We start from the raw sequence: 22,135 nt of genomic DNA, 5'->3' as shown, positions 1-22,135 counted from the left end.
ACCCTCACGAGGGCTTCTTGAATCAGGGACTGATCAACCTCTCGGTCACGGCGAACGCGGGATCCAGCGCCGGCCCGGTCGGAAGAAGGTTCAACAGGACGGGTGAAGTCAACCTTCTGGACACATTCCCGTAACCCAGTGAGGTCCCCACCGAATCATTGGCCAGTGGAAACTTGACCCCGAGATCGGTGATCAAGTACTCGGTTCCGCCGGTCACTCCTGGGGCCGGCGACGACGTCACCAGCGCACCGAGCCCCGCCGGAATGACAAAGTGATCGGCGGTAGCGCCCTCTACTGTTTTGCCGGCCGGAGCGACGGCGGTCGTCTCGGCGGACCGCGGAACCGTCACCAACGTCCCGCCTTCTCCCGGCGATCCACTGAAGTTCATGCACAGCAACATGCCCTCATCGACGTCGGCCACGTCCGGGGGTGACTGCGGCAGGTCCGTTCCCAGCGCGCCGGCCGCCAGTTGCACACTGGCGAGCACGTCCGGTCCGGTCTTGATGATGCGCACCGGTTCACCCGGATAAGCAGCCTTCGTGGCTGGTGCGACAACCAGCATCGCGGCCACGGTGCGACTGACGGGGAGAAGCCCGTTGCCGGTCAGCACGTAGAACTGCACGGACGACAAGGTGGGGTTGTCCACCTCGTACAGCTGCCCCACTCGCCCTGGTCTGCCGGAGACGGTGGCCCCCGGCTCACCGACGCCGGCGATCACCGGTGCCTTCAGGTCCGCACCGGCGCGGATCGTGTTCAGCCAGGCAGGGGCAACGGTCAGCATCCTCTCGGCGTCGTAGCCCAACGCCTCGAGAACGAGTTTCTCGGTAATGCGGTAGCGACTGCCCTTCCACACGAGATAGCTAGTCTTGTCAGGGGTGACGACCACGAGCCCCTTGTCACCGGCGAGCCGGTGGACCGCCGGCTGACCCAGGTGCACCGTGACGGTCGGAGGACTGGCCACGCTGCTGCCGTCCGGCGGGCGGGCACAAACCGTCCATTCCCCGGTGTTCAGCCGATCGGTGGCGGGCAGCCCGTCCGGCGCTCCCGGTATGCCGATCGGCGCGCCCACCGCCACACCGGTCAAGGAGTTCCTGCTGACGGCGACCGGCTTCGAGTGCTGACCGACAGCGAGGAACGCCGACGTCGTGTTGAGCACCGGTCGCAACTGGCCCGCCACGTAGACGTAGCGGGCGCCGGTCTCCTTCTCCATGACGATGGTTCCGTCCGCGCGCCAGGAGTTGTTGCCGGAGGGGGCGAACAACCCGACGATGCCGAAGACGGCGACCAGCAGGCCTGCCAGGAGGATGCCCAGAACGGTGCCGTTGTTGAACCTCTTGTTCGGATGCTCCAGGACGTCGGGACGTCCCTGCATGAGTCCGGCCACGAGGCGTCCAACCACGAAGAAGTACGCCTGGACTTGATCTCGACGGGACTGCATCAGCCGCTCAACCCCCGGACGAGCGAGTACACGTCCAGAACGGCCAGCAGCAGAGGAACGACCGACAGAGCCGCGGCGTATTCGAGGATGTCCACGATCCGTCCCCAGTACGGTCGCAGCCTCCTTCCGGGCAGGTAGCCGCTCAACACGACCAGACCGGCTCCGGCGAGGAACATCGGCGCGGTGAAGGCAAGAGTCCGGTGGAGCAGGTCACCACCGGCGGCCAGGGCGATGAGCACGCCCGTGGTGGCCACCAGCGCCGGCGCGAGCAGCGACCATCGAGGCAACGTTCCCGAGAGGTGTCGTGATCGGAGCACCAGCAACGACGCGACGGCGATCGCCGTCCAGAGCTCCCACTTGCCCCCGGAACGAACGACCACGACCAGCAGAACGGCCTGCGCGGCCCCGTAGCCGAGATACAGCGCCTTCAGGTAACCGGAGACGAGGGCGCTCCGCTCGATCACCACGCGATGAGGGACGGGATCGATGTCCTCCCGCACCTCGGCCGCCTCCGTCGGCAGCATCGGCAGTTTCAGCCGGCCGAGGCGGAACGCCGTGCCCGGGAGGAAGAGGCTCGCGACCAGGTTCACGACGACGCTGATCGCCGCCGCCCTGACCGGAGGGAATCCCGCCACGCTCCAGAACACCGCCGCGATCAGGGTGAACAGGGAGAACACGAGAGCACAGGCGAAGAGCATCGCTCCGTCAGCGACAGCGACGACACCCAGCACGATCGCCACCACCGCCGCCGCGGCACCGACCGTGAGCCACACCCTGAGACCGCTGTCCGGAGCGATCGACACCGCAGCCAGCCAAGCGCCCGCGGTCGTGTACAGCACGCCCGCACCGGCGATCAGGGTTCCATCCACGACCCACTTCAGAGCTCGCGCGACGGCGCCCGCGCTGATCAGCATCACCAGGCCGAGCACGCCGGGCAGCACCCACAACGAGGGCGCCTCGTCGCCCGCGACGAACACGCCCAGCCCGATGAGGAACGCCAGCTGCGCGATGAATCGCAACATCCAGCGCGTGCGGGGCGGTGACCACTGGGCCGAATCGGATCGGATCCGTTCGGCCACCCCGTCGACCAAATCGTCGTAGTCGAGAGCGGCCGCATCCGCATTGCGCGGAAGGAGGTGAACGGTTTCCCCGTCCAGCAGATTCAGCTCGGTGATCGACTGATCTTCGCGCATCGGCTGGCCGCCCACTCTTTGCGCGATCCAGCCCTCGTGTTCGACGCCCTGATCGGCCCATTCTTTGCCGAACTGAGACAACACCGACGGCAGCAGATCGATCAGCTGCACATCACCGGGCAAGGCTACGTCCACCGCCTTATCACCAAGGGCGAACCTTAGCCTTGCCGGCACATTTGTGCGATGCTGTGTACGTTCTTCCATCAAGGCCCCGGATTCTTCCTGGCGAAAACAGGCTGACCACCTGGCGCGGAACCTATTGCTCGTCCGCCTCGCGATCTCTACCGCGGGCACTCGGGCGAAGACGTCAAGGGAAACCCTTCACCAAGGAGATCATCATGGCCACCGAGGTGTTCACTCGGCGGGCGCGGCGGCCTGGTCCTGTCGCGCCCAGCGACGAGATCGAACTGCAACCGCCTCCCTCCATCCCCGAGAACACGGGAGGCGGAGTGAGCTCGGTTCTGATGTACGCACCAATGGCCTTGAGCTCGTTGGCAATGGTGCTGATGTTCGTCCGCCCGGGGTCCGGCGCGCTCGCCTACGTCGGCGGCGGCCTGATGCTGCTGTCCGCGATCGGCATGCTGGTGGCGCAGATGCTGCGCGCGGGCGTCGATCACAAGCAGAAGCTGCACGGTGACCGACGCGACTACGTGCGCTACCTCGGGCAGCTTCGCGGCAAACTGCGATCTGCCTTGTCGACCCAGCTCAGGGCGGCCCTGTGGACGCACCCGGACCCGCACTCCCTGTGGTCGTTGTCCCTGAGCCATCGTCTCTGGGAACGGCGTTCCACGCACGAGGACTTCAGCGAGGTTCGCCTCGGCCTCGGCAAGCAGCGCAGTTCGACGAAGCTGCTGCCTCCCGAGTCGAAACCGCTGGACGACCTGGAACCCCTGTCCGCGCACGCGCTTCGCCGGTTCGTCCGCGCGTACTCCACTTTGGACAGAGCACCGATCGCGGTCTACCTGCGCGGCTTCGCGAGGGTCCAGGTCCGCGGTAAGACCGGCGAGGTGCGCAACCTGGCCAGGTCCATGCTGGCCCAGCTGGTGACCGTGCACAGCCCTGCCGACGTGCGTGTCGCGTTGTGCGTCTCCGACGACACCCGCCAGGAATGGGACTGGGTGAAGTGGTTGCCGCACAACCAGAGCACGGACTCGTTGGACGCCACCGGGCCCCGGCGCCTGGTCGCGGACAGCGTCACTGAGATCGAGGGTCTGCTCGGAGGCGCCGAGTTCACCGGTCGGCCACCGTACGAACCGGACAGTCCCATCTCGGCCACCGAGCCGTTCGTCGTCATCGTGCTCGACGGCGTGTCCCTCCCCTCAGAACACCGTGTCGGAGAAGAGGGTTACCGCAACACGGTCATCCTCGACGTCTCCGAATCCCTGGCGTGGCAACAACGCCCGCACACACTTCATCTCGAAGTCGCCGGAGACGAGCTCAGCACCGTCTCGTTCAACCGGCTGGGCAAGCCCGTCTCCACCCCGCTGTGCCGGGCGGACGCCCTGAGCCTGGACGAGACGAGCGCCCTCGCCCGGCTTCTCGCCCGCTACCGGGTCGGCGAGGTCCAGGACACCGAGGAACCGCTCGCGAGCGACTACGAACTGCCCAGCCTGCTCGGTCTGGGCGACCTCCGCACCTTCGACGCGGTCTCGTACCGCAAGGCGCGAGCCACCGCCCGCAAACGTCTGCGGGTGCCGATCGGCATGACGTCGACCGGCACTCCGATCGAGCTCGACCTCAAGGAGTCCGCGGAAGGGGGCATGGGTCCGCACGGCATGATGGTCGGCGCCACAGGGTCGGGAAAGAGCGAGCTCCTGCGCACTTTGGTCCTGTCGCTGGTGACGACTCACTCGCCGGAGGAGCTGAACCTCGTCCTCGTCGACTTCAAGGGCGGTGCCGCCTTCCTCGGTTTCGACGAGTTGCCGCACACGTCGGCGGTCATCACCAACCTCGCGGACGAGCTGGAACTGGTGGACCGCATGCAGGACGCGCTGACCGGCGAGCTCAGCCGCCGCCAGGAGCACCTGCGCGCGGCGGGGAACTACGCCTCGCGGCGTGAATACGAACAGGCCCGCTCGCAAGGTGTGCCCCTGGAACCGATGCCAGCGCTGTTCATCGTCGTGGACGAGTTCAGCGAGATGCTCGCCAGCAAGCCGGAGTTCGTCGACGTGTTCGCCATGATCGGCAGGCTCGGCCGAAGTCTGGGAGTGCACCTGCTGCTCGCCAGTCAGCGGCTCGACGAGGGGCGCATCCACAAGATCGAGAGCCATCTCTCATACCGCATCGGCCTGCGCACCTTCTCCGCCATGGAAAGCCGCAGCGTGCTCGGTGTACCGGACGCCTACGAGCTTCCGAGCACCCCGGGCAACGGCTACCTGAAGTCCGACACGCAGACCCTGATTCGCTTCAAGGGCGCCTACTGCTCGGGCCCGTACCACGCCCCCGTCGGCAGACGGCGCCGGCGCGCGGAGGTCGAGCAGCAACTGGTCGCCTTCGGCACCGAGTACCTCGCTCCTCGTGTCGCGGCTCTGCCGGAGGTGGAACCCTCGCAGGTGGAGGAGTCACCGGGTTCGATGCTGGAGGTGGTGATCTCACGGCTTCGCGGCATCGGTCCGCTCGCTCACCAGGTCTGGCTCCCGCCGTTGAAACAGGCCCCCTCCCTGGACCAGCTCCTCCCGCCTCTGGTCGACCACCCAGAACTCGGGCCGCGCCCTGTCGGCGACTACCAGACGCCTGCTCTGTCCATTCCGGTCGGTCTGATCGACCTCCCGGTGCAGCAGAAGAGGGACCTGCTGGTCGCAGATCTCGCATCGGAGAACGGCAACGTCGGTGTCGCGGGCGGTCCGCAGAGCGGCAAGAGCACCTTGCTGCGGACGCTGATCGGTGCCCTCGCGCTGACGCACACCGCGCGCGAGGTCCAGTTCTACTGCTTGGACTTCGGCGGCACGCTCAGCTCGTTGGCACGACTTCCCCACATGGGCAGCCTCGCGAACAGGCTCGACCGGGACCGCGTCACCCGCACCGTGCTGGAGATGGGGAACCTGCTCGCCAAGCGTGAACAGCTGTTCGCGCTGCACAACATCGACTCGATGACCACCTACCGGAAAGCCCGGCAGCAGGGCAGGTTCGCCGACGAAGATCCCTACGGTGACGTGTTCCTCGTGGTGGACGGCTGGTTCTCGGTCAAGCAGGATTACGAGGAGCTCGAGGACAAGTTCAGCGAGCTCGCCGCGCGCGGGCTCAGTTTCGGCATCCACCTCATGATCAGCACCAACAGGTGGTCGGAGATGCGGCCGTGGCTGCGGGACGTTCTCGGCACCCGCTTCGAGCTCCGGCTGGGAGACCCGATCGAGTCCGAGGTGAACAGCAGGCTCGCCGCGACCGTCCCGGCGATCAAGGGACGCGGTCTGACCCGCGACGGCAAGCACTTCCTGACAGCGCTCCCGCGCATCGACGGCGCGGGCAGTACCGACGACGTCGCGGAGGCGACCGCCGCACTGGCCGAGGCGCTGGCCGTGCCAGGGGCTCCTGCGGCCCCCAAGGTCCGGCTGCTCCCGCACGAGCTCGCCGTCAGCGAACTCCCCGGTCCGGTGTCCTCCGCACCGGAGATCGACATGACCGTCGCGCTGGGCCTCGAGGACAACACGCTCGGGCCGTTGCTGCACGACTTCGACACGAACCCGCACCTGCTGATCTTCGGTGACGCGGAGACGGGGAAGACGAACCTCCTGCGGCACATCGCGGCATCCGTCGCCCGGCACTACCAGCCGGACGAGGGTCGCGTCATGCTCGTCGACTTCCGGCGCGAGCTGCACGACGCCGTTCCGCAGGACAACCAGGTCAACTACACCGTCGGCACCGAGGCACTCTCGACGACGATCCAGGAGATGGCGCAGTTGTTGTCCAGCAGGGTTCCCGGCGCGGACATCGCGCCGAGCCGGCTGCGCAAGCGCGACTGGTGGACGGGCGGACGCCTGTTCATCCTGATCGACGACTTCGAACTGGCGGAAGGCGGCGGCCTGATGGATCCGCTGCAGCCGCTGGTGCCGTTGCTGCCGCACGGCGCTGACATCGGCCTGCACCTCGTCATCGCCCGCAGCACTTCGGGTGTGGGGCGCGCCATGATGGGCCCGGTGCTGCGGCGGATCTGGGAGCTGGGCACCGCGGTCGCCCTGTTCTCGTGCCCGAAGGACGAAGGCATGTTCCTGGGCAACATCCGGCCGAAGACACTGCCGGTCGGCCGGGCGCAGTTCATCAACCGCCGCCGGTCGATCAGCCTGTTGCAGACGCCCGTCATGAAGTGATAACGAAACCGGACGTGACTCAGGGACAGCTGCCGCTGTCCCTGAGTCACGTCCGGCTGTAGTGCGCTAGACCCGCTTGCTGTTGCACGTGACCGTGGCCCAGTACCTGGGCTGTCCCTCGACCCCGGTCACCCGACTCTTGGGCACTCCGTCATCGCGCCTGCACTTCGCCTCGAGGGGAGGAATGTCCTCGTCGAACGCAACCTGCGCCGAGGTGCGCACCGGACCTGAGACCTCCCACAGGACGGCGGCCTGCGCCGGCGTTACCGCCACACCTATGAACGCGGCGGCAACCAGCGTTGAGACCGCCACCCGACGTGCGCTGTTCTTCATCATCAACTCCATTTCACGGTCACCGTGAACGGAGTGTAGGTATCCATACAGGCACAGTGACTTCACGCGATTCAATTTCCGATAAATTCGGAAAGATCTGCGCAGAATGCAGCTGCGCACTGAACTCGACAAACTCGGCCACCTGGTGTCTCCGGTGACCTTGCTCGGGCTCGGATCGTGTTCTGGCGTGCGGAAGACCGGCGGAAGATGCCACTCAACGCACCCACGTATGCGGCCCTCTGCATCACGCAGGCGGCCGCGCTCGCTTTCGCCGGTGTGATCGCGATGCCGGCCTCGGGTAAAAACGCCACCTCACGAAGCACTCCGACAACCACCGCAGAGCTGAACCGGATCAAATCCTTCGCACCAAAGCTGCCCCCTCACCACACTGCAACCCAGCCGGGTCCGCCACTGAGCATCGTGGACACTCGGACGTAGCCGGAGAGGATCAGCCGCACATGCGTCGAGGGAACGCGCTTCCCGCATCAGCACCTCGTCCGCGTCGACCTCACGCCGAAGACCCTGCCGGAGCAGGTAGGAGCGGCAGGATTCACCCCAGGCGGTCGGCAGACGTCACCGACCACAGTCCCGATTCCCCGGCTGGTCAGGCAGTCCGTGCCGACACCAGGAGCAGCGAGAGAACCTCGTCGACGAGACTGTCCTCAGCGTGCGAGCACGTCGAGCGACAGCGTCACCTGGTACGTCGCGCCAGCCGGCCCCTGGGCGCGACCGCGCGACGTCACCGTCAAGAACTGCCCGGTGGCGTATGGACGTACGGCCGACTCCGGACATCGACCCGGTCAGGCCATGAGACCACGTCGTCCGTCAGACGGTACCGCGCAACGAAAGCCACCAGTTCTTGAGGCCACCGTTGTCCCAAGGCGCTACGACATGACTGGGGTCCCATTCTCGCTTTCCGCAGACACTGTCGTGGGCGACATCGAAGAACAGCCTCTGCCCGGGACTGATGGAGAAGTGGGTGTTCTTGTCCACACCGGTCTGGAGATTCTTGACACAAACGAAGTCAAAGTTGCCATCGATCTGGAGGGCGACGCTGCCCACGCCGGCAGGGATGTCCTTGCCGATGATCATGACGTTGTACGGCGTCGCAGCCGAGGATGGTTGAGCGAGCGCGACGACGGCTCCGATGGCCAGCAGCGCGGCGGTGGCGAGTCGTCCCGGCTTGCGGAACTTCGTCGCCATGACGGAGAGGGTCATGGCGATGTCCGCTTTCTGGTTCGTGAGTCGGAACCTTGAATCAGGGACTTGTGCCTTCACGACCCATTGAACCACCTCATATAGCCAGCTCAGCCCAGCGGTGGCGTTTCGCGCCTTCTGCGGACCAAATTCCGCAGAACGACCAAGCCGGACTGACCGATCGGTCCCATGCCGCACGCCACATGGCGAAGCCGTGGCGCGACAACGGGCTCAAACCCCACCGGCAAGGCACGTTCAAGTTGTCCGAGGATCCCTTGTTCGCCGAAAGATCGCCGACGTGGTCGGGCTCTATCTCACCCCGCTCGCTCCTGCCGCTCAGCTTCGGCGCGACCGAAAACGCTCCCACGACCACAAACGGCACGGCGCCACGAACCTGTTCGCCGCGTTGAACATCACCACCGGCGAGGTCTTCGGCGAGTGCAAACCCACCTGCGGTTGAGCGGACTCCCTGGCGTTGCTCAAGAAGGCCGTCGCGCCTCACGCCAGCCAGGAGGTCCACGCGGTGCTGGACAACCTCTCAACCACGACACGCCCGAGATGGCATCCTGGCTGCAGGAGAACCGCACGTGGGTCGCTGCTCCGCCAGATCGGCTCGTTCTGGATGCCCAGATCGAGATCTGGTTCGGGAGCGTCACCACCAAGTCATCCACCGGAACACCAACGCGCGACCGTTCCGATGGACCGCTACCGCCGACGAAGTCCTCGGCAAGGCCCGCCTGGTCCAACAGAACGTCAGGAAGCTCGTGGACAACAACGTCAAGCAAGCACAGCGGGATCACGCGGCACTAGGGCGGTGGCGGCCTCTGGTTCGCTCTTCGGTTCCGCGATCACCACTCGCCGGGCCGGCGCCCATTTGCGGCGCGTGCCGGTCGGCCCCAGACGCACGGCGAGAAGGACCGCCCCGATGATCACCATCGCCAGGAACAAACCGCTTGCCACCAGCAGGTCGCCGATGACGTCCCTGCTGGGACGGTCGGGGCGTGGGGCCGTTCCGGGTGCCCGCGCCGACGCCGTCGCGCCAGCGTTCTCCTCCGGCAGGATCGCCGTGACCGCGGTCATGGGGTTGACGATTCCCCAGCCCAGGCCGGGATCCGGCACGTTCGCCGGCGGCCGGTCGGCGGTCACCTCCAGCCGGTGCTTGACCTGGGCTGCGGTGAGATGGGGGTGGTAGGCCCGCACCAGCACCGCGACTCCGGTCACGAACGGCGCGGCGTAGCTGGTCCCGCTCGCCTGCCACTGTCCGGGCCCGCCCGGCCCGAGGCTGGCCACGTCGACGCCGGGAGCCGCCAGCGACAGGTACTTGCCGGTCTGCGAGAACTGAGCCCGCAGTCCCGCGCTGTCGACCGCCCCGACCGCGATGACCGCGCCTTCAGAAGCCGGGTACGGGGTCGGATTTCCCTGTTCCGCGCTGTTTCCGGCGGAAGCGACGATGAGCACGTCCTTGGCGGTCGCGTAGTCGACCGCCGTGTCGATCTCCGGGTCGACGGAGTTGGTGCTGGCGGAGACGTTGATGACCTTGGCTCCGAGATCGACCGCGGCTCGGATACCTTTCGCCAGCGCGTCGGGTGACGTGTCGGTCGAGTTGTCCGCGATCCGGATCGGCAGGACCTGTGCCGCCGGTGCGATACCGCTGAACGGCGTGGTGGGCACGGGCGCGGCCGCGACGATGCCCGCCACGAAGGTCCCGTGGCCGAAGCAGTCGTTGTCGGCCTTGCTCGACCCGTTGACGCGAACGTCCACTCCCGGCAGGACACGCCCGGACAGCTGTGCCGCACCCGCGTCCACACCGGTGTCCACCACACCGACGATCTGCCCTTCACCCTTGGTGAACTGCCACACCTGATGTGCCGCAAGCCGTTTCTGCGCCCACGGCACCGTGGGCACGCTCAGCAGCGGCGGTGGCAGACATTGCTGCTTGGGCGCCGCTTCGGCCGCCGACAACGGGAACACGGTGCTCACCACCACCATCGAGCTGACGACCGAGAACAATCCGACCCGCCTGCGCCAACTCACAGGACAACCTCCGCTACCAGCCTTCGCCCCGGACCGCGTCTGCCGCGGGTGCCGTTGCCCGGAACACAACGGGAACGACACAGTGTCGGCGATTCCTGACTCCCGATGCCCGGCGGCGATCCCCGATCACCTGCTCGCGGGTTTCCCCTCAGCAACCCCAGGCCCGTTCGTGAAGGATTTCCCGGCACCTGAGCCCGAACGCCACCCCATGTCGCGGCGGTGAGGTTCACTGCTGGACAACGCGCAACGAGGCGCCGACGTTCCGACCTCGCGAGCACCCGACACGGCGACCCGGTGAAGGAGGGCTTGTCCACAATGCCCGACGATCCGGTGCTCTGCGGGCAGCCCGTGACGACCCGGCCGTTGCTCGCCCTCCGGACAACGTCGCCGCAGCGTCCATTTCGGACGAACTGCGGCGCGATGTGGCGCTGCATCCAGCGAGGGCCCTTCGAGGAACCGTCAGCGTGCACGTGTACGGCCTTCGGGTCAGGTGTCCTGTGAGTGCCCTCCTCAGCGGGACAAGGGGCTCATGGTCACTCATCTGCCACACAGGCTGCAGAAGTTGCTCGAGTACACGGTCGGCATGCCGTGGCCGGAGGGCGACGAGAACGATCTGTGGGCGCTGAGCGCGGCCTGGGACAGGCTCGTCCAGGAGCTCGACCAGTTCGCGGCAGATCTGACCGCGTCAGCGAACAACTTCTCCCAGGTACTGCAGGGCACCACCGGCACCAGCGTCCGAGACCTGCTCGCGGTCGAGTTGCACAACGGCGCGGCGCAGCTCAAGGACCAGGCCGCGGTGTTCTCCGAGATGCTGGAGAACGCGGCGGCCGACATCCAGAAGACCAAGATCATGGTCGTGGCGATGCTGGCAATGCTCGCCGCGGCGATCGCGTCACTGCTCGCCTCGATCTTCGGAGCCTTCGCCGTGCCCTCGGTGATCGCGGCCGCCAGAGTCGGTATCGGCACACTGCTGCGTGGCCTGATGGCCAGGTTGCTCGAGGTCGGCATCGTCAACCTCGGACGCCGACTGGCGATCTCGACCCTCACTGGCGCCGCGCTGGGCGCGTCCTTCATGGTGGGTTTGGACTCCGCCATCCAAGGTCTGCAGATCGCCCGCGGTCAGCGCAAGGGTTTCGACGTCGCCTCGGTGAAGGGCGGCGCCATCGGCGGCCTGATCGGTGGCGCGCTCGGCGGCTTCGCGTCAGGCTTCGGCCGTGCCCTGGCCAAGGCCGGTGGTCAGGCGTGGCGGACCATGCCGCGAGGGATCCGCGCCTTCGGTTCACTCGGGCACTCGGTCTTGCAGATTCCAGCCGCCGCCATCAGCAATCCCGTGACCAACGCGGCCACCGGCAGTCCTGGTGGCGTGATGGACGGCATCTTCGGCGCGCTCGAAGGCAGCGGCAAGGGACGCCCCACGGCACCGAACATCCCCGCTGCCGATGTAAAACCGTTGAAGGGCTTGACGTTCCCCGCGGAAGCGAGCTCAGGTGGCGCTCAGCCGGTGGCGGTCAAGCCTGCCGCCGGCCCCGGCGACCAGGTGAACGGAGCAGGCGTCCCCGTCGGATCCGAGGCGGGTCCCGTCGAACCATCGGCCGGCGGCAACCGGCGTCACGCCTCGGGTCTGGTCTCCGAGTCGCGTCTGGGCGGCACGGGCTGGTCCGGTGACACCAACCGGGACGTCGGTGAGGGACGGAGCACCCCAGAGGCTGACCGTCCCGCCGTCGAGTCCTCGGAGGACGGTCGTCCGGTCGTCGCCGAGCGAACCGTCCCCGGCTCCGGAGTGTCTCCGGAACAGTCCGGTGTGCACGAGAACACCGTCACGGGCGGCCAGTTCGTGACACGTCCTGCGGACGCCTCACGTCCGGCCGACAGCCGGGGCAGGGGCGGTGCGCCGGAGGCAGGCGCCGACCGGGACTCCAGGGCTCTCGGTGACTTCCACGACGTCGAGCGCGGCGACGCGAGGCCGGCACGCGTGATGGCCGATGTGAAGGCAGCCGACACCGGCGTCGGCGAGAACTCCGCACCGCACGCGGTCACGCGCGAGCGCCACACACCGGCGCGAACAGCGGAACCGGTCACCGTCCCTGCCGCGAGCGAGCCCTCAGATGTGCCGGAACGGCTGCTTGCCGGCGATGTGAACGCGCCGCGGGCCGACAGCGGCGTCGCTGGTGCGGTCCCGGCATCGCATCAGGGAACCGGACCAGTGCGTCCAGGTGAAGAAACCACAGCGGCCCCACCCCGCCGAGCAACCCGACCCGCTCTTCCCACGCCGAACGCTCCTGCCTCGCCTCATCGAGAAACCCGACCCGATATCCACACCTTGGACACCACCTCGCAGCCCGCGGACACGCGACGCGGCACCGCCCCGCGCGAGCAGGCCGGCAGCACCCCACACGCTCCCGTCGGCCAGGCGGTGACACCGGCCGACAGCCGCACCCGCGCAGCGTCGACCCCACCAGCCCTCCACATGGACTTCCTCTCCCCTCCTGCCCAGGCAGCGCTCCCTGCCCGCCCCGGTTCCAGCTCCACCTCAGCAGCCCACCCGGCACCAGGTACCGGCGGCTCGCCCGGCCAGGCGGCTCTCCAGGCCCACCTCGCCCCCTCAGCGAACCTCCGCCGTGGGACCGCCCCCGCCGACGTTCACAACCCCGCGACGAGCGGTGACGACGTACGAGTGCGAACCGAATCCGTTCACAGTGAGACCGCGACCGACCATCCAGCCACGGATCCGATCGGACGGACGGTCGAGCGGCGTACGACGACCACACCGCCGGGCGAAGTCGTTCACCCCGAAACACCTTCCGCTGTGACCACGGCGGCCGGCATCCGTGCCGCCGCTCTCCCCGCGGGCACCTCTGCCGGCATCGGCCGAGACCCGATCCGGCCGGGATCCACAGCACCCCAGGCACACCCCGGCAGGCCCGGCGCCGACCGCCTGTCCGGAGCGGAGAAGGTTTCCGGAAGCGATGTCACCCGGCCCGAAACAGGGGCGCGGACCGGCTTTCCGGCGATCGCGGTAGAGTCTCCCTCTCGTGGTCTCCCCGGCTCTGTTCCCCAGACGGCGGCCGGTGGGCCGGTCCGCCATGGCTCCGACCCGGCCACACCACCGGTGGACGACCGTCGCGGCGCCGGACCGCGTGAGCAGTCAACAGGCGCGTTGTCCCGGTTCGCCGCGGTGGCACCCAATTCCCCAGTCACCCCACCAGATCCGCGGGTCACCGGACGCCTGGAACCCGTCGCCGAGGGCACGGAACCCTCGACGCCCGTCGCTCCGCGCTTCACCGGCATCGACGCGTCCGGACGTGAGGTGGCCTTCCGGTCGTCCGAGCTGCAGGTGCACAGGCTGCGGGACAAGAACGGCGAGCCGGTCGGAATCACGTTCGTGACCGGGGCCGAACTGGGAGAGGTCCTGTCCGTCACGCGAACGGCGTACGACGGAACGACGCGACTGGCACCCAACCTCGTCACAGAAGGCGGTCGCGCGGTCGCGCGGACCATCGCGGCGCCGTGGCCGGAGAACAGCTTCTACGTCCACGCGCACGGATTCACCGGGTCGTTCGTGGTGACCACGGGAGACGGGCAGCCGCTCAAGGTCAGCGGCGAGACCTTCGGGCACCTGCTCCACGACCTGCGACCGTTCCGCGACTCGATGGACAGGCTCAAGCCCGAGGCCGTCAGCCTGATCGTCTGCCTCGTGGGGGCGGTGAACGGTCCTGGTGGTGGCGGCCACGACTTCCAGCGCGTGCTCGGTCAGCTGGGCTACGAGCAGCCGGTGGTCGCGGCCACCAAGGTGATGGGACAGAGGTGGAACGGCGAGAAGGCAACCTGGGGCACCCACGTCACCGACGGTGGCGTCTGGCGGACATTCTCCTCGGGACCCGCGCGGGTGCTGGGCGAGGACCGGTTCCGGCAGCTGACGTCGTTCGACCCCGCCGCTGTGCGGGCGACACCGCTGATCAGCGACGGGCGGGTGACCGGCGTCTCCTACCGCCAGGGCTCAGCGCTCGACCGGGCGGTGAGCTGGGCGGCGGGCGGCGCGCAGGTGAGTGGCGCGGCACCGTTTCCGCAGCGGACGTTGTTCGTGGACGCGGAGTCCACTTCGGACGGACGCGCGATCGTGCACACCGAGGACGGCCGCCGGCTCGCCGTCGAGGGCGGCGTGTTCGGCAGGGTGGTGGCGAACACCGAGGTGTTCCGCGATGCTTTGCGTGATGGGCCCCAGGCACTCGCGCTGCTGACGTCGGACGCGGCCAAGGCTCCTGACCTCCCGGCCGCGGACAGTCGTTCGGTCGAGTTCGCGCGGGCGTTGGAGCAGGAGTTCGGGTTCCAGCGTCCGGTGTTCGCCCCCGATGGAAGGGTTCTGCCGGCCGAGGGAGCGGACGGGCGGCCAGTACTGCTGGACGATGGTGTTCGGTGGCGCGCGCATCTCGCGCCCGATTCACTGCACGGGCTGGACGACAGCGGTCTTCCCCAGCTGTTCCGAACCGCCGACGTGCAGGCGGAACTGGTTCACGACGGCGCCCGGCCGCGGGCGTTGTCGTTCCACGACACCGGTTCCAGCGACCACGCGGCACTCGGACGGTGGATCGAGGACAACGGCACGACCCGGCACCGCGATGCTCCCTGGTCCGACGACGCCTTCTTCATCGCGTCCCCTGCGGGGCCGAGCGGTTTCCAGGTCCGCCTCGGCGACGGTCGGTCGCTGCGGATCGACGGGGAGACGTTCGCACGGGTCGTCGCGGAGTCGGTTCCGTTCCGCGCCGTGCTGGAGTCGGCGACCGGACGGGGCCCGCACTCGTCGCCCGAGGTAACCGCTTTCCCGTTGCTGGCGTCCGCCTCCGGCCGGCTGACCGGCCCCGGTGGTGCGGCACGCGACTTCCAGCAGGCGCTGGCGGAGCGGTTCGGCTACGGGCAACCGGTGTTCGCGCCGTCAGGCAGGGTGGAGTTCGGCGGCGAAGGGCAGGTCCGCACCGCCGTCGCCGTGTCCGAGAACGGCCAGTGGCTGTCGTTTCCCCAGGGGCCTCTGCCGGTGTCCGGCCGGGACCTGGCCGGTCGGCAGACATGGTTCCGCGCCGGCGACGTCCAAGCCTCTCCGCTGCGGGAAGGCGATCAGGTCGTCGGGATCACCTTCGGACCCGACCCTCAGCGGGTGCAGGAGTGGGCCGGACGCCCTGGCAAGGGCGTCACGCACCAGCTTCCACTGCGGCAGCACGACGTCAACGCGACCCAGCGGTCGGGCGTGGAGACCGCGCGACCGGCGCCGTGGCCGAGCAGCACCTTCTACGTCGACGCGGCCGGGGCCGGAACGCTGTTCTCCGTCAAGGTAGGACAGCAGAGGTACGGCGTCGACGGGGAGAACCTGGCGGCGCTCGTCGCCCAGTCCGAACCGTTCCGCCAGGCGATCACGGCGGGCCAGGCTCGCGCGATCACCCTGCTGGCGTCGAAGACCGGAGCCGAAGGCGGTCCGGCGGCAGGATTCCAGCGGGCGCTCGCCGAGCGGTTCGGTCAGGACAAGCCGGTGTACGCCCCGACGAACTTCCTCAGGCTCGTCACCTCGGGGCAACGCGGCGCCACCACGGTGGTGACCAACGGCGGCGAGTGGGCCACGTTCCCACCGGAACAGGTCAGGCCGGCGCGGGAGACCGGCACGCCGGTCCCGCTCGCGTCGATTCCCGAGGAGGTCTTCCCCGAGATCTCCTTGCGCAGCGCGGAGACCGGGTTCAGCGGGATGCCACGCGATCTGGCCGTGCGCGTGCTGGACGAGGGCGACGGGGCCCGGTCGTTCGAGCTGCTCGGTTCGCGCGAGGCCCTGCGCCGGTTCAGCGTGGCTTCCTCCGAAGGCTCTGCCGGCGGCTTCACGGTGTCCGACGGAGTCACCGGCGCCCGATTCCACTTCTCGGGAGACGGCACGCTCACCGGGGCGGAGATGCGGCTGGAGAACGACCTCGGTGTGCTGCACCACGACTTCTGCGGGGAGGGAGGCGGTCCGGTCCTCCGCGATGTCCGGCGACGACCGCTCGACCGCTTCCCCGTCACGGTGTTGCCGGACGGCAAGGTCGCGGTGATGGCCACCTCCCCCGACGGCCGCGCGCTCGAGCGGCTGGTGGTGGACCCGGCCACCGGCACGACCGTCGAGAAGTCGTCGTTCGGGCGGCGAATCCCCTTCGGTGCCGGGTCGAACCGGCTCTCGAACGCCGAGCTGCGCGCGATCGACGACCTGGCAGCACGTACCGTCCACGAAGGGCTGGCGGCGTTCGACGAGGGGCGTGCGCTGCCCAAGGTGACCGTCGACGGACACGGCAACGGCACGCTGCTCGGTCAGCCCGTCGAGTCCAGGGCCGTCCAGAACGGACTGCACCGTGCCGAGGCGGTGCGGAAGGCCTTCGCCCGCAGCGTGGACCGGCACCTGACCACAGCGGCCTCCGGGCGGGCGCTGACGCCCGCGGCGGCCGACTTCGAGGTCGAGGCCCGGTCGCGGGGCAGGGAGTATCCGGCAGGCACCCACCGGGAGGACGGCCCCGATGCCCGGCGTCAAGCCGTGATCACCGTGACGGCAGGCCCGGCCCGCACAGACCTGCCTCGGCCGAGCGTGGACAGCGAGACGCCGCCACGTGTCTCCGACGAACGTGCCCATTCCGAGACCGAACCGGCACCGTCCCACGAGGACGGCGCGGAACCTGCCGGCGACGACCTCCGAACGGAGGTTCGTGATCCCGAACCCGTTGCGGCGCAACGCGGACCAACGCTCCAGGAGCTCATGGGAAGCGAGAGCACCGCCGAGACGGCACATGCGGAGCTCCCCTGGTACGTGGGCCAGGACGGCATGGACTCCCTGGGAGAGGTCGCCATCCGCGCGGTCGACTCCTGGGACGAGCACCTGGTGCGCTCGTGGACGGACGAGATCGTCCGCGAGGTGCGACGTGGCGGGGACAGTCCCGCTCTCGAAGCCGATCTCCGGTCGGCACTGCGCACGCTGCTCCAGGGCCCCGCTCCCGACAACGCCGTGCGCACGCTGGAGGCCGAGCAGAACCGCGAACTGGACTTCTGGGAGACGGTCCTGCAACAGGGACAGCTGACCACGGCGGACGGACAGGTGCTGTGGCTGCGGCCGGTGCTGCGTGACGTCCGCCCGCTGCCGCCGCGCGAGGCCTCGGACGTCCAGCGGTACAACGTGAACTGGGGAAGCCTCACCACGTCGGAGAAGGCGGAGTGGGAGAAGGGCCGGTCAGCCGAGTCGATCTTCCTCGCGACGGCCTCCACCGGTCTCAAAACCCTGTCATCGCTGACTTCCGGCCCGTTCCTGGAACTCGCGGCGCACCGCTCCGGATCCACGCACCAGCACAACTACGTCATCTTCGACCGGAAGATCTGGATGCAACCGGGAACGCCGTTCCGCGGTGGCCTGCACGTCAAGGTGTTCCTCAACGGTGTCGAACGCCTCCACGACGTGGTGACGCCCGCCCGGCTGACCGTGGACCTCCCGAAATCGCTGACCGCTCCAGGTGGGTTGCGGCACGTCCCCCACCCCGAACCCCTGGACGCCGCAGGAGAACCGGCCGCCGGTCCGCACCGGGCGCGCGAGATCGTCAACGCCGTCGACCTGATCCCGGTGACCGCGGAGTTCCAGCGGCGGTTGCACTCCGCAGGGCTTCCCGGGCACGGGGTGCGGGAGCTGATGAACCGGACTCTCGGACTGCTGAACGAGAGGGCGGTGATGAACCGCAGCCGGTACTTCCTCGGCAACGAGATCGCGACGGACCGAGTCACGTTCACCACCGGCCACGGGAGCTCGTTCCAGGGGCACGTCACGTTCCGCGCGGTGATCGAAGGCCTGGAGTACCTGGGCGACAGCGCCAAAGTCGCCGTGCGCGAGGACGTCGGGGGCTCGACCAAGGTGCAACGCCGGTGGGACGGCAAGAGCTCGGTCACTCTCGGCGGGCGGGTGCTCGCCGCCCCGATGGAGTTCGTCTCGGTGAGGGCGGGGCTGAGCCGCAAGGCCGGCCACAGCCACACCGAGGAGACCAGCGTCCACACCGTGTTGCAGACGACCGACGACCACTCGCGCTATCGAGCCTGGCTGCGGGTGACCGTGCGACCGCACAGCACCACGCACGACATCGAACCGGTCACCCGGATCGTGCCGACCGAGATCGCGGTGCCCCGCCCGGAGGCGGCGGACTTCGAGCGCCGCGTGCTCGGCCCGGACGCCAGCCGGCTGAGGGAGCTGCCCACCGGCTCCGACGGTCCCGGGCCGACGCCGCCCTACGTACGTGCGCCGCTCGCCGAGGCCGCCGAGCCGGGCCTGGGCGTGCCGGAGTCGGCCTATCGGCGCCCGGAGCGGTTGGACACACCGTTGCCGCCACCGCACCCACGCGAACCTCTCGCCCTCGCGGCGCGGCGTGGAATGGGCTTCGGCACAGCCCTCGTCCTTCCCGGTGCAGAGCTCGTCCACGACCAGCTCCGCACGGTCCTGGTGCAGAAGCACCAGGAATGGACCGGTCAGCGGCGCGTCGATCTGTCAGGCGCGGACCTCGTGCTGCTGGGCGGTTTCGGACGCGCCGTGCTCGAAGGCGACGTGGCGAGCCTGCTGTCCGGGCTGGAACGGTCGGTGCGACTGGGCGGCGAGACCTACCAGCTGTCCGTGAGGGCGAGGTTCCTGGAACGCGTCGGCGGCGTGACGGGTGATGACGCTCGGGCCATGTCGATCAACCTGCGCGCATCGCAGGTCTCCGCCGTTGGCGGGCACCGGAACAACAGCTGGAACGTGGGCGGCTTCCTCGGCGTGCGGGCCCGGCTCGACGTGGACCCGTTGATCGATCTGCAGCTCGGGCAGGCCGGGTTGTCCGCGAGCTTCGGCCGGGGAACCAAGCAGGAGGTCTCCGGCTCCGCGAAGACCGGCCAGCGGATCGACATGGGTGGCAAAGCCGACGAGCACATCATCAACGTCGTCTACGAGCTGGCCGTGCGTTCCGGGGACCGAGTGGAGCGCTGGTGGATCGACAGGCCTGGCGAGGTGGTCGCCCGCGTCGTCGTTCCGCACCTGCACGTGCCCCGTGAGCCGGTCACCGCGGACGTCTTGGCGAACGCGGGCCGGATCACGCCACGACCGGCCCTGCCCGTGCACGGCACGGTGGACTTCCTCAGCAACGGCACCGGAGCGGTCTTCCGCTCGTTCCTCGACGTCTCCGGCGTGGAAAGGGCCGCGGCGCACATGTACGCGATCGCCAACAAGATGCCTGCGGAGTGGTTGCAGGACCGCGGGAACTGGCCGGCCGCGCTGAAGAAGGTCTTCTCCCTCACCGAAGTAGCCGCGCACTTCCCGGCACTCGCCGGCCGCTCCGGCAGGCGGGTCGAGTTGCCTCACGGACCCGACGGCCGGCATCAGGTTCTACAAGTGCGGGTGGTCGCGGCGCATCCACGCCACATGACCGCCCACGGCGACGGTGCTCCGTTGCAGATCTGGCAGAACACCAGCGCGTCCACCAAGTACAAGCGCGCGGAAGAGAGTTCTCACAGCCACGGAGGCCGGCTCGACGTGGGCGTGGTGACGAACTTCGGCTCCGGCAAGGACGAGGGCGCTGAGGGAGGAGGCGGCCACTCCCTGAACGGGCGGGTCTCCGCCGTCGGTGGTGCGTCGGCGCACCGGAAGTTCACCGCCGACCACGGCTCGGCGACGTACCCGATGGGCATCACCCGCGGGACGTACAGCGGGCCGATGCACACCTACCGAGCGGATCCCGTCTTCGAGGTCAGCCTGATCCGGTGGCGGAACGGCGGCGTGGTCAACCAGATCACCGGCCGTTCACCGGACATGACCACGACGACACGGGTTCTGGAGGTCCGGGACGGGCTGGAGTTCGTCGTGCCCGAACGACGGATCTCCGACCTCGGGCTGCCCGTGCCGGACGGGGTGTCCCGCGCCGAGCCGAAAGCACCGGAGGGGCACTTCGACCTGGCGATGCTTCCCGGGTCGTCGCACCCGGAAGTGCTGCACGCGGAGGGCGTGCTGGAACTCGTCAAGGGATGGCTCACCGAGCAGGGTGTGCTGCGTCAGGGTCCGAACGGGGCCGGTCACCTGCCCACCCCGTTGCTCGGTGAGCTGGAGGCGTCGCTTTCTTCCTCGGCTCTGCTGAACCAGTTCACCCTTCTCAACGCCGGCGGTGTCGTGCGCTGGTGGCCGATCCCGTCCGTTCTGGGGTCCACGCGGTATCTCTGGGTCAGGGTCACGGCCGAGACCACGGGAACGACGTCCCAACTGGACCGGCCCGAGATGTCCATGATGTTGCGAGGCAAGGCCTTCACCGAACACCCCAGCAGCACGTCGCGGTCGGAGGAGCTGGAGGTCTCCGCCGACCTGCGCGGCAGGACCGGTGCCTCGGGACACGGAGGCCTGGAGGCCGGCGCGGGATACCGCCTCGGCAGGGAGTCGTCGATCGAGCAGAACGACGACCACCTCCAGATCTACTGGGGACAGACCAAGTCCGCGTCCACCGAGTTCCAGCTGCGGCAGCGCTTCCTGGTCGAGATGCGAGTGTCCTGGCAGGCGCCCGAAGTGCTCAGCGCACCCGTGCGCGGTGTGCGGGCGGCCGCGTTCGCCGTGGCGGGACTGGCCGGCAACCGCCGGGAAGCCGAGACCTGGTGGCAGAGCAAGGATCCGACCGCCTCCCGGTTCTCCGGAACCGTCGAAGGTGACGTGCGGGTGCTCGTTCCCTCTCAGCTGGTCGTCCCCGGCGCGCCGCCCGTGCGGGCAGAATCCCGTTCCACGGGCGTGGATCCGTTGTGGGAGAACGACATGCCGAGCCCTGTCAATCAGGAGCTGACGAACCTGGTGTTCGAGCAGGGCCATCCGTGGGCTCTGCCGGCGGCCTCCGGGGTGAACCGGTGGGCAGCGCTGCTGACGGCGTCGTCGTTGTCACGCCCGAGCCTCGCGACACCCGAGTTCTGGCGGCCGGACAGCACCAGCCTGGCCGGCATGGAGTACGAGGTCTTCACCCACGAGGTGCTGCTGCGCCTCAACATGCCGTCCCTGCTGCGCAACCGTTACGTGGTACCGGTGGGCGGCGAGAAGGTCAACGTCGGAATGCGTGTTCTCCGGGTCGAACCCATGGCCGAGCACGACGTGGTCATGCTGTCACGTCAATACAACCAGGCGCGGGAAGCGCAGGAGCTCCTGCGCGGCGAATCCCGAGGCTGGTACGCCGGATTCGGGCCCGAGGGCGGTGGCGACCTCTCCGGCGGATCGGATCTGGTGGAGCGGATGCCTGGTGGGTTCGAGACGGAGAAGTCCTTCGAACACGCCGCCGAGTCCCAGGAGATCCTGGAGCGCAACGCCGCGAGCACGCGGGCGTTCCGCTACTACCGGGCCGACGTCGAGATGGTCTTCTACTCGAGGCGGCACGGCTGGCTGCGAGTGACGTTCCCCCGAGGCCTGTACCTGATGCTGCCCGTCTCGCTCAGCGAGCACCCCGCCCTGCGCGACGCTCTCGGCGCGCGGGTGCACCGGGACGAGGCGACGGCCGGTCCGGCGAAGGTGGTGGATCTGCGCACGTTCCTCAGTGGTGCTCCGACCAAAGCCGGCAGCAGGAGCTGAAGCCGGGAACGACGAAGGGACCGCCGGCGTACCAGCGGTCCCTTCG

General features: G+C 68.6%; 8 protein-coding genes. 3 read left to right on the top strand and 5 right to left on the bottom strand.

Annotated elements, in window-relative coordinates:
- Positions 1 to 22: 22 nt before the first annotated feature.
- Positions 23 to 1,438 carry a type VII secretion protein EccB gene (gene eccB / locus JNUCC0626_RS47995; protein ID WP_394617266.1) on the bottom strand — a complete coding sequence of 472 codons (1,416 nt, stop codon included), beginning with the start codon at positions 1,436 to 1,438 and terminating at the stop codon, positions 23 to 25.
- Positions 1,438 to 2,835 carry a type VII secretion integral membrane protein EccD gene (eccD, locus tag JNUCC0626_RS47990; RefSeq protein WP_394622261.1) on the bottom strand — a complete coding sequence of 466 codons (1,398 nt, stop codon included), beginning with the start codon at positions 2,833 to 2,835 and terminating at the stop codon, positions 1,438 to 1,440. Before eccD ends, eccB begins: the two co-directional genes overlap by 1 nt.
- A 134-nt stretch (positions 2,836 to 2,969) precedes the next feature.
- Here eccD and eccCa point away from each other — a divergent pair, with 134 nt between their 5' ends.
- Positions 2,970 to 6,935, top strand: a complete 3,966-nt coding sequence (eccCa, locus tag JNUCC0626_RS47985) for a type VII secretion protein EccCa (RefSeq protein WP_394617265.1) — start codon at positions 2,970 to 2,972, stop codon at positions 6,933 to 6,935.
- Between the two features lie 66 nt (positions 6,936 to 7,001).
- Here the strand turns inward: eccCa and JNUCC0626_RS47980 are convergent, their stop codons facing one another.
- On the bottom strand, positions 7,002 to 7,280 hold the full coding sequence (locus JNUCC0626_RS47980) for a hypothetical protein (protein ID WP_394617264.1): 279 nt from the start codon (positions 7,278 to 7,280) through the stop codon (positions 7,002 to 7,004).
- Between the two features lie 813 nt (positions 7,281 to 8,093).
- A complete protein-coding gene (locus tag JNUCC0626_RS47975; protein ID WP_394617263.1) occupies positions 8,094 to 8,471 on the bottom strand; it encodes a hypothetical protein in 378 nt (125 codons plus the stop codon).
- A gap of 292 nt (positions 8,472 to 8,763) precedes the next feature.
- Here JNUCC0626_RS47975 and JNUCC0626_RS47965 point away from each other — a divergent pair, with 292 nt between their 5' ends.
- Entirely contained in the window at positions 8,764 to 8,925 is a 162-nt protein-coding gene (locus JNUCC0626_RS47965; protein WP_394622281.1) for a hypothetical protein, read from the top strand.
- A 317-nt stretch (positions 8,926 to 9,242) separates the two neighbouring features.
- Here the strand turns inward: JNUCC0626_RS47965 and mycP are convergent, their stop codons facing one another.
- Positions 9,243 to 10,499 (bottom strand): type VII secretion-associated serine protease mycosin, encoded by a 1,257-nt coding sequence (mycP, locus tag JNUCC0626_RS47960; protein ID WP_394617262.1) that lies wholly within the window; start codon positions 10,497 to 10,499, stop codon positions 9,243 to 9,245.
- Between the two features lie 562 nt (positions 10,500 to 11,061).
- Here mycP and JNUCC0626_RS47955 point away from each other — a divergent pair.
- On the top strand, positions 11,062 to 22,089 hold the full coding sequence (locus JNUCC0626_RS47955) for a hypothetical protein (RefSeq protein ID WP_394617261.1): 11,028 nt from the start codon (positions 11,062 to 11,064) through the stop codon (positions 22,087 to 22,089).
- Positions 22,090 to 22,135 lie beyond the last annotated feature (46 nt).

This window comes from Lentzea sp. JNUCC 0626 (assembly GCF_043632865.1).
In the GTDB taxonomy this organism is placed as follows: Bacteria; Actinomycetota; Actinomycetes; order Mycobacteriales; family Pseudonocardiaceae; genus Lentzea.
The sequence above is the reverse complement of the archived record's forward strand: the minus strand, read 5'-3'. Positions and strand labels throughout refer to the sequence as shown.

Coding starts and splice junctions, on each gene's coding strand:
- eccB (WP_394617266.1), bottom strand. CDS start 1,438: ATGCAGTCCCGTCGAGATCAAGTCCAGGCGTACTTCTTCGTGGTTGGA.
- eccD (WP_394622261.1), bottom strand. CDS start 2,835: ATGGAAGAACGTACACAGCATCGCACAAATGTGCCGGCAAGGCTAAGG.
- eccCa (WP_394617265.1), top strand. CDS start 2,970: ATGGCCACCGAGGTGTTCACTCGGCGGGCGCGGCGGCCTGGTCCTGTC.
- JNUCC0626_RS47980 (WP_394617264.1), bottom strand. CDS start 7,280: ATGGAGTTGATGATGAAGAACAGCGCACGTCGGGTGGCGGTCTCAACG.
- JNUCC0626_RS47975 (WP_394617263.1), bottom strand. CDS start 8,471: ATGGCGACGAAGTTCCGCAAGCCGGGACGACTCGCCACCGCCGCGCTG.